Raw genomic sequence first — 13,478 nt, forward strand, 5'->3', positions numbered from 1 at the left:
ACGGCTGTTCCTTCAGGACCCAACAGTGTGCCGAACCAGAACAGGCTCACCTCATAGGAGGCGAGCCGATTAAGTCTTCGATGTTCCACCCTTGAGCGCCGGCGTCCAGACATGCGCTGGAACCAACCGGACGACTCTGCACTCGAATCGCCCACCCTATGGTGTGCGTCCCGGAGTGAGAGGCTCCTTAGAAAGGAGGTGATCCAGCCGCACCTTCCGGTACGGCTACCTTGTTACGACTTCGTCCCAATCGCCGGTCCCACCTTCGACGGCTCCCTCCCACAAGGGGTTAGGCCACCGGCTTCGGGTGTTACCGACTTTCGTGACGTGACGGGCGGTGTGTACAAGGCCCGGGAACGTATTCACCGCAGCGTTGCTGATCTGCGATTACTAGCGACTCCGACTTCACGGGGTCGAGTTGCAGACCCCGATCCGAACTGAGACCGGCTTTTTGGGATTCGCTCCACCTTGCGGTATCGCAGCCCTCTGTACCGGCCATTGTAGCATGTGTGCAGCCCTGGACATAAGGGGCATGATGATTTGACGTCGTCCCCACCTTCCTCCGAGTTGACCCCGGCAGTCTCCCATGAGTCCCCGCCATAACGCGCTGGCAACATGGAACGAGGGTTGCGCTCGTTGCGGGACTTAACCCAACATCTCACGACACGAGCTGACGACAACCATGCACCACCTGTGAACGGCGCAAAAGCACCCCACATCTCTGCAGGTAGACCGAACATGTCAAGCCCAGGTAAGGTTCTTCGCGTTGCATCGAATTAAGCCACATGCTCCGCCGCTTGTGCGGGCCCCCGTCAATTCCTTTGAGTTTTAGCCTTGCGGCCGTACTCCCCAGGCGGGGAACTTAATGCGTTAGCTGCGGCACAGAGCCCGTGGAATGGACCCCACACCTAGTTCCCAACGTTTACGGCGTGGACTACCAGGGTATCTAATCCTGTTCGCTCCCCACGCTTTCGCTTCTCAGTGTCAGTATCGGCCCAGAGACCCGCCTTCGCCACCGGTGTTCCTCCTGATATCTGCGCATTCCACCGCTACACCAGGAATTCCAGTCTCCCCTGCCGAACTCTAGCTCGCCCGTATCGGAAGCAGGCCCGCGGTTAAGCCGCGGGTTTTCACTCCCGACGCAACGAGCCACCTACAAGCTCTTTACGCCCAATAATTCCGGACAACGCTCGCACCCTACGTATTACCGCGGCTGCTGGCACGTAGTTAGCCGGTGCTTCTTCTGCAGGTACAGTCACTTGCGCTTCGTCCCTGCTGAAAGAGGTTTACAACCCGAAGGCCGTCATCCCTCACGCGGCGTCGCTGCATCAGGCTTTCGCCCATTGTGCAATATTCCCCACTGCTGCCTCCCGTAGGAGTCTGGGCCGTGTCTCAGTCCCAGTGTGGCCGGTCGCCCTCTCAGGCCGGCTACCCGTCATCGCCTTGGTAGGCCGTTACCCCACCAACAAGCTGATAGGCCGCGGGTCCATCCTCCACCGAAAAACTTTCCACCCGAGGCGATGCCGCCTCGAGTCGTATCCGGTATTAGCCCCGGTTTCCCGGAGTTATCCCAGAGTGGAGGGCAGGTTACCCACGTGTTACTCACCCGTTCGCCACTGATCCCCGCCCGAAAGCGGTTCACCGTTCGACTTGCATGTGTTAAGCACGCCGCCAGCGTTCGTCCTGAGCCAGGATCAAACTCTCCATTGATGATTATCACCAGCCGACCGGAATAAGGTCGGCGCTTGGTGTCAGAAGAGTCACCTGGCAAGTAGACCGACATCCCGACGGGGGTCGGGAGCGTCTACCAACCATGTGTTCAATGACGCTCGGACCATCGCTCGCATCTAAAGACGGAGCGCAGGACCGAGGTCGCATGGCATCGAAATTAATCGGCACACTGTTGAGTTCTCAAGAAACAGACGCCCGAACCACTCGTCTCAGAACCTTCGTTCTGATCGGCCGCGACCCGGCGTTGTCGAGTCTTGCTGTTTTTCTTTTGTCTTGCTTCGCTTTAGATCTTAGCAGATCCTCCGCGGCTTTCGCAATTTCTTGCGATTTTCACTTCCGGCTGGTTTCCCCGCCTTCCGCATTTCAGATCTTAGCAGATCTTCCAGTGCTTCTTGCGCTTCCACCTGGCCTTCGGTCCGCTTCGGAACTCGCGTTCCGCTGCGGTGCTCCAGAACTGTATCGGTACTTGTTTCCCCCTCCAAATCGGCCGTTCGCCGGCTGTTTGGCGGAGATATCCAGGCTCCGACACCAGGAGAACACGACGCGGCCGACGCCTGAAGCGGCCCATGAAAAGGCCGATGGCGACGACTTGGCGATCGGATTGGCTCCTGCTGAAGATCACCCCGGGTGATCGCCCGCTCGCGCGGCGCGTCCCGAAGGGGCAACGTCGTGAAAACTTAGTCTGCGCCCGAGCCCGTGTCAAGCTCCCTGATCCCGGGCGGGCTAATCCGGCTTCAGTCAGTCCTCGTAGTGCGGCGGCCGGTCCGCCAGCAGCTCCATCAGCCGGGCGGTGTCGCCGCCGGCGCCGGAGGTCGAGGACGGGTCCCGGTCACCGAGATCGTCCGTGGTCTGTTCCGGGAGCACGTCCCCGAACAGCTCGTCCCAGTCCACGACGCGCTCGTCCGCGTCCCAGCCCGAGTTCTCGCTCATGCCCTCCAGTGTAGGGCAGAGCGAGGCGGGAGGGCTCTGATGCGAACACTTGACAGTCGCGTCGACCACCTGTCAGTCTCGGCTTACAGGTGATAGCGCACCGTCAAGGAGGACCCCCTGAACACCGAGGAACTGCTCGCGAAGCTGGGCGCCGTGGGCCACGCCCAACGGCTGCGCATCGTCGCCGAGCTGTACCGCGCGGCTCAGGAGGGCGAACGCCTCCACGTCAGCGAGCTGGCGCGACGGCTGGGACTGTCCCGGGCGCTGCTGTACATGCATCTGGAACGCCTCGAGACGGCCGGCATGGTGGCCGGCCAGCTGGAGCTCTCCGACGACGGCAAAGCCATGAAGTACGTCGAGCTCAGGCCGTTCGCGCTGACGCTCGACGCGGAGACGATCGCCGAGACCGTGACCCGGGACGCGGAACCCGCGCCGGACGCGAACACGAAGGGTGGAAAGGGATGAGCAACGGAGTCGTGCTCGCCAGCGGCAGTGGCGGTACCAGCGGCGGCCTGATCGCGGTGGTGATCATCGCGATCATCTTCACGGCGATCGCGGTGAGCATCGTGTCGTTCTTCCAGTTGCAGAAGCACCGCGCCGACGCGGTGGCATTTGCCTCCTACCGCAAGCTCGCGGAGGAAGCGGTGGAGAAGCAAGACCAGTTGCTCACCGAGCTGCGGTCCCTGGACCTGAAGGTCGGCGAGATCGAGAGGATGCTCAGGAGCGTCGAATGAACACCGAAGAGATGGCGTCTCTCTATGGGATACCTGTTTGGAAGCGCCTGCGGATGTACCGCAACCCGGTCCGCATGTTGTTCTCCGCCGGAGTCTGGGCGTCGGCCTGGTACCTGTTCAGCTCCATGGTCGTCTGCACGGTGCTGTTCTGTGTGATCACCAGCATCACCGTCACGTCCACGGCCCTGGTGATCGTTTGGGCCGGGCTGCCTCTGCTGATCGGCACTGCGTACTTCATCCGCGGCTGTGCGGCGATGGAACGCGGACGGGCCCGCGCAGTGGTCCCCGACGGACTTCCCCCGATGCCGCCGATGGATGACGCGGAAGGCTTCTTCGCGACACTGCGCGCCTCCTGGCGAAGCCGGGTGACCAAGCGAGGCCTGGTCTACTTCTCTGTTCTCTACGTACCGCTGTTCGTCCTGGACACGGTCGTCTGGGTGGTCTGGGTGGTCTTCCTGGCCGGCGTGACCGTCCCGATCTGGTACCGCTACATCCCCCGGACCTTCGACGGCCGCCACATGCACGGCCTCGAGTACGGCTACTTCCCGAACGGCCCGCACGGCAAGGACGCCATCGGGTTCTGGATCGGCAGCGACCTGTCAGCGGCTGTTGCAGCAGCCGCCGCCCTGGTCCTGCTGATCGCCTGGAACTACGTCCTGGTCGCCACCGCGCGGGTGCACGTGAGCGCGGTGCGCGCCACGGTCGTCGGACGCGACCCGATGGCCGCCGCCCGGCGCGTCCTGGACTCCCCCGGCCCGTTGAGCACACCGGCCGGCCGCTGAGACAAAGCGGGCCGGGCAGATGTTGCAGCATCCGCCCGGCCAGGCAAGACCCCGGACCACCAAGTCACGTCAGCTCTCACACATCGATGGCTCAGCCATGGAGGGGATCTCTCATGTCCACGCTAACAGCACGCCCGCCTGTGGTGGAACGGGTGGCGGGCTGGAGTGCCCGCCACCGCAAGACCACGGTCTTCGGCTGGCTCATCCTGATCATCGCCGCGGTGGTGATCGGCGGGATGGCCTCCGGTACCAAGAAGACCCCCTACGACCCCGGCGAGGCGGGGCGCGCCGAGCGCGCGCTGGACGCCTCCGGTATCTCCCAGCAGACGGAAAGCGTTCTCGTGCAGAGCCGATCAGGGGCGGCTTTCGCGACGAACACGGACTTCCGCAACGGAGTCTCTGATGTAGCCGCCGCACTCCGCGCGATTCCAGGCTCCGCGGCGCAGGTCCGCTCTCCTCTGGACAACGCTAAGGAGACCAAGGCACTGGTCTCTAAGGACGGACGCTCCGCACTGGTCACCTTCGTGGTCGCCGGGAACAAGGACGACGCGGACAAGACCGTCGCGAAGCCACTGACGACCGTCGCGCAGATCCAGGCGGCGCATCCCGGACTCCGCGTGGAGGAAGCCGGCTCGGCGTCCGTCGACAAGACGGTCAACGACATCATCTCCACCGGCTTGCAGCGCGCGGAGTTCAGCTCGGTCCCGGTCACCCTGGTCCTGCTGCTCCTGGTGTTCGGCGCGCTGGTCGCCGCCTCGATCCCGCTGCTGCTGGCGCTGACCGCGGTGGTCGCGGGCATCTCCCTGATGTCCATCCCGGGCCACTGGGTCCCGATCAGCGACAGCACGTCCTCGGTGGTGCTGCTCATCGGTATGGCTGTCGGCGTCGACTACTCGCTCTTCTACATCCGCCGAGAACGTGAGGAGCGCGCTCTGGGCAAGTCTCCTAGGGAGGCGCTGCGGATCGCGGCGAGCACCTCGGGCCGCTCGATCGTGGTCTCCGGTCTGACCGTGATGGCCTGCCTCGCCGGTCTGTTCTTCACCCAGATGGACGCGTTCTCCGGCTGGTCCGTCGGCACCATCCTGGTGGTCGGCATGGCGATGCTGGGCTCGGTCACCGTGGTCCCGGCGATGCTGTCCTGGCTCGGCGACAAGCTCGACAAGGGGCGCGTGCCGTTCGTGGGCAAGCGCCGCACGGTGGCGCGGGAGTCGCGGTTCTGGAGCTTCCTGGTCCGCAACGTCGTCAAGCGTCCGCTGCTGTGGGGACTCCCCGCACTTCTCGCCCTGCTCGCCCTGGCGGGGATCGGCGCCGGGCTGAAGGCGAAGGACCCCGGCGGCGTCGCCCTCACCTACGGCAAGCCGATCAGCCAGACGCTGGACCGCATGCAGACGGCGTTCCCGGGCGGACCCGCGCCGGCGCAGCTGATGGTGCACGGCGACCCGAAGGTGCTGAAGGGCTCTGAGTTCACCGGCGCGGTCGCCGCGATGGAGCGGATGCTCCCCAACGGCGCGCAGGTGACCACCCAGACCAGCACCGACGGCAGCTACGAGGCGATCTCGGTCCCGCTGGCCGGCGACGGCGCGGACAGCGCCTCGGTGGCGGCCCTGAAGAACCTGCGCTCCGAGGTCCTGCCGGCCACCCTCGGCCACGTCCCCGGCATCGACTACAGCGTCGGCGGCCAGGCGGCCGGCCAGGCCGACTTCGGCGGCCGGCTGCACAGCACGACGCCGATCGTCATCGCTTTCGTGCTCCTGCTCGCCTTCGTGCTGATGGTCGCGGCGTTCCGCTCCCTGGCGATCCCGTTGACCGCGATCGCCGTGAACCTGCTCTCGGTCGGCGCGTCCTACGGCGTCGTGAAGTGGATCTTCCAGGACGGACACCTGGAGAAGCAGCTCGGCTTCCAGTCCTACGGCGCCGTGATCTCCTGGCTCCCGCTGTTCATGTTCGTGATCCTGTTCGGACTGTCCATGGACTACCACGTGTTCGTCCTCAGCCGGATCAGGGAGCTGCGGCTGCGCGGCGTGTCGACGAAGCAGGCCGTGGTCCGGGGCGTCAGCTCCTCCTCGGGCGTGGTGAGCAGCGCGGCGCTGATCATGGCGGCGGTGTTCTCGCTGTTCGCCTTCATGCCGTTCGCGCCGATGAAGATGGTCGGCATCGGCATGGCGGTCGCAGTGGCGATCGACGCCACGCTCGTCCGCGGGCTGCTGGTCCCGGCGATCATGAGCCTGCTGGGTGAGCGGAACTGGCAGCTGCCGCGGGCGCTGCGGTGGATTCCGGGTCTCGCTCTGGAGAAGTCGGCAGCACCCGCACCGGCGCCGACATATGCGCGCCCCACGGTGCCGATCGCCTAGGGGACTACGCCTAGAACGAACGCTATAGAGAAACTGCGGCGCCGGAACCCTTAGACAAAGGGTTCCGGCGCCGCGGTCTATGCGTGCGGCTAGAGAGCTATGCCGCCAACTGAAGGGCGACCGCATCGAGACGCTCGGGGTCGAGGATCACCTGGATCGACTCGACCTTGCCGCCGACGACATTGAAAGACATGAGCGAGAACGGCTTGCCGTCCTTGACGACGTACGCACCAGGCGTGCCGTTGATGAGGACGCGCTGGACGTACGGAGCCATGGTGCGCGCCAGCTGCGCCTGCGAGGCGACGGTCCGCGCGCCGGACAGCATCACCGTCTGGCTGGCCCGCAATACGCCGCCGTCGGCACGGAGCACCACGTCCGGATGCAGCACAGCGACCAGAGCCTCGAAATCACCGTCCCGCGCGGCGGCGAAGAACGCGTCGACGGCTGTGCGCTGTACCGCGAGGTCGGGATCGGGAACCGGCGCGTGGCCCTCGACCCGGCGCCGGGCGCGGCTGGCGAGCTGGCGGACCGCCGCCGGTGTCTTCTCCAGATCCTCGGCGATGTCCTCGAACGGGACCGCGAACATGTCGTGCAGCACGAAGGCGAAGCGCTCGGCGGGCGCGAGCGTGTCCAGCACGATCATCATCGCTAGCCCGACGGAGTCCGCGGTCAGGGCGACAGTCTCGGGGTTGGTGTCGTCCTCGGCGCACACCACGGGATCCGGAATGTGGATCTCTAGGGAATCCTCCTTGCGCTGCTGCCGCGAACGCAGCATGTTCAGGCACACGCGCCCGACGATCGTGGTCAGCCACGCCTGGAAGTTGCGCACCTCGTCCGTGTCGGCGCCGCTGGCTCGCAGCCAGGCCTCCTGCAGCGCGTCGTCGGACTCGCTCAGCGAGCCCAGCATCCGGTAGGCCACCGCCCGCAACCTGGGCCGGTTCTCCTGGAACCGTTCGGCGAGAAAATTCTCGTCGACCATCTGTCACACACTCCTCGGCCGCCGTGTCTACCCCGTGAGCCCGCTCCACGGGTTCCCCACCGTCATACCAAGGAGTGATCGTGAACGCGAAGATCTTCGTCACCGGCGGCACCGGCGGCCTCGGTTCGCACACCGTCCCGCTGCTCCGCGCGGCCGGGTACGACCTGCGGATCCTGAGCCGGAGCGCGCGCGAGGACACCGAAGGCGTCGAGTACGTCACCGGGGACCTGCTCGCCGGGGAGAACGGGGCGAACATCGACGAGGCTCTGGACGGCATCGAGACCGTCCTGCACCTGGCCGGCGCGCAGAAGGGCGACGACATCGCGACCCGGAACCTCGCACAGGCCGCAGCGCGCGCCGGGGTCCGGCACATCGTCTACATCTCGGTGATCGGCGCCGACAAGGTTCCGGTGGGGTGGCTGCGCATGAAGGCGGCGGCCGAGAAGGCGATCGAGGAGTCGGGCGTGCCGTACACGATCCTGCGCGCCGCACAGTTCCACGATCTGACGCTGAAGGCGGTGCGCACCATGGCGAAGCTGCCGGTGGTCCCCAACCCGGGCGGCCTGCGGTTCCAGCCGGTGGACGCGCGCGACGTCGCCGCGCGCCTGGTCGAGCTGGTCGCCGGTCCGCCGGCCGGCCTGGTGCCCGACATCGCGGGTCCGGAGGTGATCGCGATGGGCGACCTCGTGCGGTCCTATGTGAAGGCCGCCGGGAAGCACCGGATGCTGATGCCGGTCCGAATCCCGGGGAAGGCGGGCAAGGCTTATCGCGCCGGGGACAACCTGACGCTGGACGGCGCGTTGGTCGCCTCCGGCTCCTGGACGGACTTCCTGGCGGCGCACGTCGGCTGACAGTGGCGGGCGTCCTCGGGGACCGGCTCGATCACGCCAAGGATTACGCCGCAGGGATGATGGCGTTGGCAGGATGGGTACCGCTGATCGAAGGGGGTCACCTTTGTCCGCCGCTCGACTCCGCGCCCTCCTGTCGCGGCTGCTGCGCGATCCCGCGTTCTGGTACGCGGTGTCGCTGACGGTCGCCGCCGTGGTCGAGGACACGATCTCGGCCAATCGGCTGCAGCAGCTCATGGACTGGTGCTCGACGAACATCGCGAACATCCGTCCCGGCGGGCATCCGGTGGAGGCCTTCGTGGCGTCGGCGTTCATACCGCAGGAGTCTGCGGGGGTGTGGCCGTTCTTCGCGCTGTCGCTGTTCAGCGTGGTCGCGCTGTTGGGGGCACGCAGAGCCGTGCTGGTGCTCGCCGGCGTGCACATCGGTGTCAGCGTGGCCACCGAGGGGTTGGTGTGGTGGCGGATCCACCACGGCACGCTTCCCGCGTCGGACGCGCATATGTGGGACACCGGTCCGTCGTATCTGGTAGTCACCGCACTGACGATCGCCATCGCCACCGCCAGACCGCTCTGGCTGCGGGTGGTGTGGGCGGTGTGTCTAGCCGGAGCAGCACCGAGTCTGCTCCAGGGGATCGACCACGCTGACTACACAGCGATAGGGCATGTGCTGTCGTTCGCTGTAGGGATCGTCGTGGTGGTACGTACGCGGCGCGCGCTTAGCGATGTAGAGCTAGAGGTAGCCCCAGGGTCCATCACCGTGCCTGCCACTCCGCAATAGGATGTACGTGCACACCCCACTATGGGAGGGGGTGGAGTAGACCTTCGGTGGTTACCAACAGGGGCGCCCGACAGCGACTCTGAATATATGACCACGATGGTTCTGTCCGCCCCGGAATGCCACCGCCAAAGCGGCACCATTGATGTCGCCGATCTCTACGCCACTCACCGGCTGCCACTGACGCGGCTCGCGGTGTTGTTGCTCGGCGACATGGCGAGCGCTGAAGACGCTGTGCAAGAGGTATTCGTCAAGCTTTGGTCCCGTCCCGACCTGCTCCAAGGAGTCGCGGCACCGTCCTCCTACCTCCGTACCGCCGTGGTGAACCGCGCACGGTCGGTCCAACGGAGGCGCAAGCTCGAACGTGAATACGCCGTCCAGGACACCAGAGACGTGGAGCCCGCGGAGACCACGGCGCTGCTGCCGCTGGAGCACCGCGAAGTCATGGAAGCCGTGCAGGCGCTCCCCACTAGGCAGCGGGAGGTGCTGCTGCTGCGCTATTGGGCCGATCTCACAGAGACGGAGATCGCGCGCACGCTGGGTGTCTCGCGCGGCACGGTGAAGTCCACCGCGAGCCGTGGGATGCGCGCGGTCACGATACGACTAAGGGCCGGCAACGCATAGCGTCACCAGCCCTGTATTTATTGGTGCACAGCTGCTTAGCGTTCGTGCACACATAGAGAGAGCGGCCAGTCGCAGAGCTCTGTGGCGGCCGGCCGCTCTCTGGAGTCTTCGTAATCTGCCGAGTCCGTGGTCCCGAAGGACCGGGTCGGATCAGGCGTCCGCGGAGTCGCCCTCGGGCGCCTCGCTGCGGGCCTTGGCCAGGTGCGCCGACGGGACCACCAGCACCGGGCGCTGCGCGTGCCGCAGGACCTTCGCCGAGACGCTGCCGACGAGCAGCGAGTGCAGGCCGGTCAGGCCGCGCGAGCCGGTCACGACGAGGTCCGCGTCCAGCTCGTCGGCGACGCGCTCGATGGTCTGCCAGACGGACTGCGTGCCCTCGGACTCCCAGCGCGCGGTCGCCTTCAGGCCGGCCTCGCCCGCCAGCTGGGCGCCGGCCTCGGCGACCTGCTCGGCGCTCAGCTCGACGACCTTCTCCTCATCCTCGGTGGCGACCGCGCCCACGAACGCCTCGGCGACGCCCAGCTGGCTCATCAGCGGCTCCCAGACGGTGAGCAGGACGGCCTCGCGGCCGGGGAACGTCCGGGCCGTGTACTCCAAAGCGGTCTTGGCGTCGGCGGAGCCGTCGTACGCGATGAGAAGGGTGCCGGCCATGGTGGTTCTCCTTCGTGAGACCTCGTCGTCGTGTTTGGTGGTCACAACGCTGACTCGCTTTAGATCATTCCGCCGCGGGGGCGTGAGTGACGCATCCCACGCGGTGATCCGAACGCATCCTTCCACCCCCTCAAGCCGTTGATATCGGCGGGGATCGCCGGATCCCTCCGATATGGGAGAACAGGGAGGACAGGATGAGGATTCGCTATAGGAGAGCCGCCGCCATGGCCCTCGCCGTGCTCGCGAGTACGGTCACCACAGGCGTCGCGTTCGCATCGTCCGCCACAGCGGACTCGGTGGGCACCGGAGCCATGAGCGGCCGGGTCTGCATGTTCGACGCCCCGAAGGGCGCGCTGGACCTCGGGCACGTCGCCTGGGCCTTCCGCTGGTCCGACGGCAGCGGGACCTGGGACTACGGCGCCACGCTGCAGGACCACAACTGGGAGAAGCACGGTTCGGAGCAGCAGATGCTCCAGGACTTCGCCACGACGGACGACTCCGGCGGCTACCAGAGCTACCGCTGCAAGGACACGGCAGCCGACGACCAGGGCGCCGCCGAGGCGGCGGTGACGGCCGGCTTCGCGCGCCCCTACAACGTGATCGAGGACAACTGTCTGACTCGCTCGGTCCAGATCTTCAAGGCCTATGACGGCTCCGGCGGTCTCAACGGACTCCCCGACGGCAAGCTCGTCTTCCCGAACGCGTACTTCAACTACAACCTGTCCGGATGGGACGACGCAAAAGCGCTATAGGCGGGGACTCAGTTCGCCGTGAAGCAGTGCACGGTGGACTGGTATCCGACGACGACGTACTGGTCGTTCGCCACGAGGTGCCAGTCGTCGACGGAGCCGTTGGAGGCGGCGGCATCGTGGAACTGCCAGTTGGTCTCGCCTGTCTTGGCGTCCAGGCAGACCAGGGTGCCGCTCATATGGTCGACGATGTAGAGGTTCCCGCCTCCGAGCGCCAGCTGGCACTCCAGGCTCGGGTCGTGGAAGTTCTTCGGCCAGAGCGTCCGCCACAGGGGCGCACCGTCGGAGGCTTTATAGGCGGCGATCGTATTAGCGCTCGAAAGCCCGACATCCTCGGACGCCGCGTAGACGGTGGTGTCGTTGGCGATGACCGCGTGGAAGGCACTGTCCCCGCCCTCAGGGGTGACGGCCACCGGCCAGATGGCATGGCCGTTCTCGTCGAAGGCGTAAAGGCGGTCGGTGGCCCAGTAGACGGTCTTGCCGTGGCTCGCGACCGCTGTGGCGAATGCGGCATCGGCACTGGGGGTGGAGTCCTTGGCGACCCAGGCCTGACTGCCGGTTTGCGTGCTGTAGGCGGTCACCTGGTGGTTGTTCGGCTGGGACAGGACGACCAGGCCGGCCTCGGAGCAGAAATACGGTGCGCCCTCGAACCCGCCGATCTTCGTGCTCCAGCGCAGTTGATGCGACTGCGGATCGACTCCCCAGATCCCGCTGCTGGCGGCTTGGGCGACGTCGGTGTAGGACCAGCCCACGACGATGTCAGAGGACGCTCCGACCAGGCCGCGGGTGAGCCAGGAGTCGGGACCGGACACGCTCCAGGCTTGGCGGCCGTCGGCCACCGCGGCCGCGACCAGGTCGCCCGCGTCTGTGGTCTCGTACACCGAGTCCCCGAACGCGGGGAGGGCACCGTCCATCACCTGGTTGAAGGTCCCCTTGGGCACGGTCCAGGACTTCTTGCCGGTGGACGTGTCGAAAGCGGACAGGGTCGTGCCCTGGACCAGGAGGGTGGTTCCGGACAGGGCGAGGTAGTCGGCGTAGGTGTCGGTGGCAGACCACAGCGGGCTCTTCATCGGTCCGCCGAGGACACCCTGGGCCTTCTTGGTGGAGAGGCCTGTCGTGCTGGTGGCGTCGTTGACGTCGCTGTCGGTGCTTTCGGGGTCGGTCGACTTGCTGTCGCCGTGCGGCATGGCGGCGACGCCCACGCTGAAGGCCGCCACGGCGGCGCCGGCGATGCCGAGGAACAGGAACTTGCGGCGGGTCGGTATGGGCTGCGGGGGTGAGGACTTCGGGCGGTGGGTATTCCGTGCGGTCGCGGAGTTCTTTGTGCCGGAGGTCTTTGTCGCGGAGTTCTTCGTTCCCGACTGCTTCGCGCCGGGCTTCTTAGTGCTGGACTTTTTCGTCCCTGACTTCTTCGGACCGGTGCGCATGAGGGTGGTCGGGGTCGCCGCGATCTCAGTGTTCTCCGGCTCTAGACCCGGACCCGAGTCCGGCGCATCGAGGAACGTGGCGCCGTCCGCTATAGCGTTCCCGCCTAGCAGTTCCAGAAGGGAGTCCGTAGTAGGGCGTCCTCCGGGAAGGATGTCCAGGCAGCGGGAGACCACGTCGCGCAGTCCTTCCGGCACTGCCGAGATGTCCCGGTCCCCGGACGCCTGCCGGAGCAGCACGCCGGGCATCGGACCGTCGCCGAAGGGACCGTGCCCGGTCGCCGCGAAGGTGAGCACGGCGCCCAGCGAGTAGACGTCGGCCGCCGCGGTCGCCTCGCCGCCGGCCGCCTGCTCCGGCGCCATGTAGCCGGCGCTGCCGAGCACGTAGCCGGTCTCGGTGAGGCCTTCGCCGTCCGTCCCCCGGATGATGCCGAAGTCGATCAAGCGCGGACCGTCCGCCGCCAGCAGCACGTTGCCGGGCTTCAGATCGCGGTGCACGAGCCCGGCCCGGTGGATGTCGCGCAGCGCCTCGGCCAGCCCGGCGCCCAACGCCCTCGCCGCCCGCGCGTCCAGCGGCCCGTCCTCGGAGACCCGCCGAAGCAACGTCGGCCCGTCGATGTAGGCGGTGGCGAGCCACGGCCGCTCGGCATCGGGATCGGCGTCCAACACCGCCGCCGTGTAAGCCCCGCTCACCGACCGAGCGGCGGCCACCTCCCGCCGGAACCGCTCCCGGAACCGCGGATCGTCGGCCAGCAGATCACGCACCACTTTCACGGCCGCCAACCGCCCACCCGGCGACCGCCCGAGGAACACGTCCCCCATACCCCCGCCGCCGATCCGGCCGGTCAGCTCGTAGTCGCCGATGCGGGTGGGATCCGTGGAACGCAGTGGACGCGTCAT

At 66.6% G+C, this 13,478-nt stretch carries 12 protein-coding genes and 1 rRNA gene; 8 read left to right on the top strand and 5 right to left on the bottom strand.

Going from position 1 to position 13,478, the window contains the following annotated elements; genetic code table 11:
- Nucleotides 1-191: 191 nt before the first annotated feature.
- Both CACI_RS43055 and CACI_RS43060 read right to left on the bottom strand, forming a co-directional pair.
- A 16S ribosomal RNA gene (locus tag CACI_RS43055) occupies nt 192-1,710 on the bottom strand.
- A 759-nt stretch (nt 1,711-2,469) separates the two neighbouring features.
- Nucleotides 2,470-2,661, bottom strand: a complete 192-nt coding sequence (locus tag CACI_RS43060) for a hypothetical protein (RefSeq protein ID WP_015797251.1) — start codon at nt 2,659-2,661, stop codon at nt 2,470-2,472.
- A gap of 153 nt (nt 2,662-2,814) precedes the next feature.
- Here CACI_RS43060 and CACI_RS43065 point away from each other — a divergent pair, with 153 nt between their 5' ends.
- The 4 genes from CACI_RS43065 to CACI_RS43080 all read left to right on the top strand — a co-directional run bounded on the left by CACI_RS43065 (nt 2,815) and on the right by CACI_RS43080 (nt 6,528).
- Nucleotides 2,815-3,126, top strand: a complete 312-nt coding sequence (locus CACI_RS43065; RefSeq protein WP_015797252.1) for an ArsR/SmtB family transcription factor — start codon at nt 2,815-2,817, stop codon at nt 3,124-3,126.
- Complete coding sequence (locus CACI_RS43070; RefSeq protein WP_015797253.1) at nt 3,123-3,395, top strand: hypothetical protein; 273 nt, start codon at nt 3,123-3,125, stop codon at nt 3,393-3,395. Before CACI_RS43065 ends, CACI_RS43070 begins: the two co-directional genes overlap by 4 nt.
- Nucleotides 3,392-4,177, top strand: coding sequence for a sensor domain-containing protein (locus tag CACI_RS43075; RefSeq protein ID WP_015797254.1), 786 nt, complete (start codon nt 3,392-3,394; stop codon nt 4,175-4,177). The genes CACI_RS43070 and CACI_RS43075 overlap by 4 nt, the downstream gene beginning before the upstream one ends.
- Before the next feature lie 113 nt (nt 4,178-4,290).
- Entirely contained in the window at nt 4,291-6,528 is a 2,238-nt protein-coding gene (locus CACI_RS43080; protein ID WP_015797255.1) for an MMPL family transporter, read from the top strand.
- A gap of 97 nt (nt 6,529-6,625) precedes the next feature.
- Here CACI_RS43080 and CACI_RS43085 read toward each other — a convergent pair whose 3' ends face one another.
- Nucleotides 6,626-7,507 (bottom strand): sigma-70 family RNA polymerase sigma factor, encoded by an 882-nt coding sequence (locus CACI_RS43085; protein WP_015797256.1) that lies wholly within the window; start codon nt 7,505-7,507, stop codon nt 6,626-6,628.
- Nucleotides 7,508-7,587: 80 nt separating this feature from the next.
- On the opposite strand from CACI_RS43085, the gene CACI_RS43090 reads away from it, so the two are divergent.
- The 3 genes from CACI_RS43090 to CACI_RS43100 all read left to right on the top strand — a co-directional run bounded on the left by CACI_RS43090 (nt 7,588) and on the right by CACI_RS43100 (nt 9,754).
- Nucleotides 7,588-8,358 carry an SDR family oxidoreductase gene (locus tag CACI_RS43090; protein WP_015797257.1) on the top strand — a complete coding sequence of 257 codons (771 nt, stop codon included), beginning with the start codon at nt 7,588-7,590 and terminating at the stop codon, nt 8,356-8,358.
- A gap of 103 nt (nt 8,359-8,461) precedes the next feature.
- Complete coding sequence (locus tag CACI_RS43095; protein ID WP_015797258.1) at nt 8,462-9,133, top strand: rhomboid-like protein; 672 nt, start codon at nt 8,462-8,464, stop codon at nt 9,131-9,133.
- Between the two features lie 87 nt (nt 9,134-9,220).
- A complete protein-coding gene (locus tag CACI_RS43100) occupies nt 9,221-9,754 on the top strand; it encodes a SigE family RNA polymerase sigma factor (protein WP_015797259.1) in 534 nt (177 codons plus the stop codon).
- 150 nt (nt 9,755-9,904) lie between these two features.
- On the opposite strand, the gene CACI_RS43105 is transcribed toward CACI_RS43100, so the two are convergent.
- On the bottom strand, nt 9,905-10,405 hold the full coding sequence (locus CACI_RS43105) for a universal stress protein (protein ID WP_015797260.1): 501 nt from the start codon (nt 10,403-10,405) through the stop codon (nt 9,905-9,907).
- 194 nt (nt 10,406-10,599) lie between these two features.
- Between CACI_RS43105 and CACI_RS43110 the strand changes: the two genes are divergently transcribed.
- Complete coding sequence (locus CACI_RS43110) at nt 10,600-11,157, top strand: hypothetical protein (RefSeq protein WP_143765641.1); 558 nt, start codon at nt 10,600-10,602, stop codon at nt 11,155-11,157.
- A gap of 8 nt (nt 11,158-11,165) precedes the next feature.
- Here the strand turns inward: CACI_RS43110 and CACI_RS46925 are convergent, their stop codons facing one another.
- Nucleotides 11,166-13,478, bottom strand: coding sequence for a protein kinase domain-containing protein (locus CACI_RS46925; RefSeq protein ID WP_015797262.1), 2,313 nt, complete (start codon nt 13,476-13,478; stop codon nt 11,166-11,168).

The organism is Catenulispora acidiphila DSM 44928 (genome assembly GCF_000024025.1).
Classification (GTDB): domain Bacteria; phylum Actinomycetota; class Actinomycetes; order Streptomycetales; family Catenulisporaceae; genus Catenulispora; species Catenulispora acidiphila.

Coding starts and splice junctions, on each gene's coding strand:
- CACI_RS43085 (WP_015797256.1), bottom strand. CDS start 7,507: ATGGTCGACGAGAATTTTCTCGCCGAACGGTTCCAGGAGAACCGGCCC.
- CACI_RS43100 (WP_015797259.1), top strand. CDS start 9,221: ATGACCACGATGGTTCTGTCCGCCCCGGAATGCCACCGCCAAAGCGGC.
- CACI_RS43075 (WP_015797254.1), top strand. CDS start 3,392: ATGAACACCGAAGAGATGGCGTCTCTCTATGGGATACCTGTTTGGAAG.
- CACI_RS43060 (WP_015797251.1), bottom strand. CDS start 2,661: ATGAGCGAGAACTCGGGCTGGGACGCGGACGAGCGCGTCGTGGACTGG.
- CACI_RS46925 (WP_015797262.1), bottom strand. CDS start 13,478: ATGACGCGTCCACTGCGTTCCACGGATCCCACCCGCATCGGCGACTAC.
- CACI_RS43080 (WP_015797255.1), top strand. CDS start 4,291: ATGTCCACGCTAACAGCACGCCCGCCTGTGGTGGAACGGGTGGCGGGC.
- CACI_RS43110 (WP_143765641.1), top strand. CDS start 10,600: ATGAGGATTCGCTATAGGAGAGCCGCCGCCATGGCCCTCGCCGTGCTC.
- CACI_RS43105 (WP_015797260.1), bottom strand. CDS start 10,405: ATGGCCGGCACCCTTCTCATCGCGTACGACGGCTCCGCCGACGCCAAG.
- CACI_RS43070 (WP_015797253.1), top strand. CDS start 3,123: ATGAGCAACGGAGTCGTGCTCGCCAGCGGCAGTGGCGGTACCAGCGGC.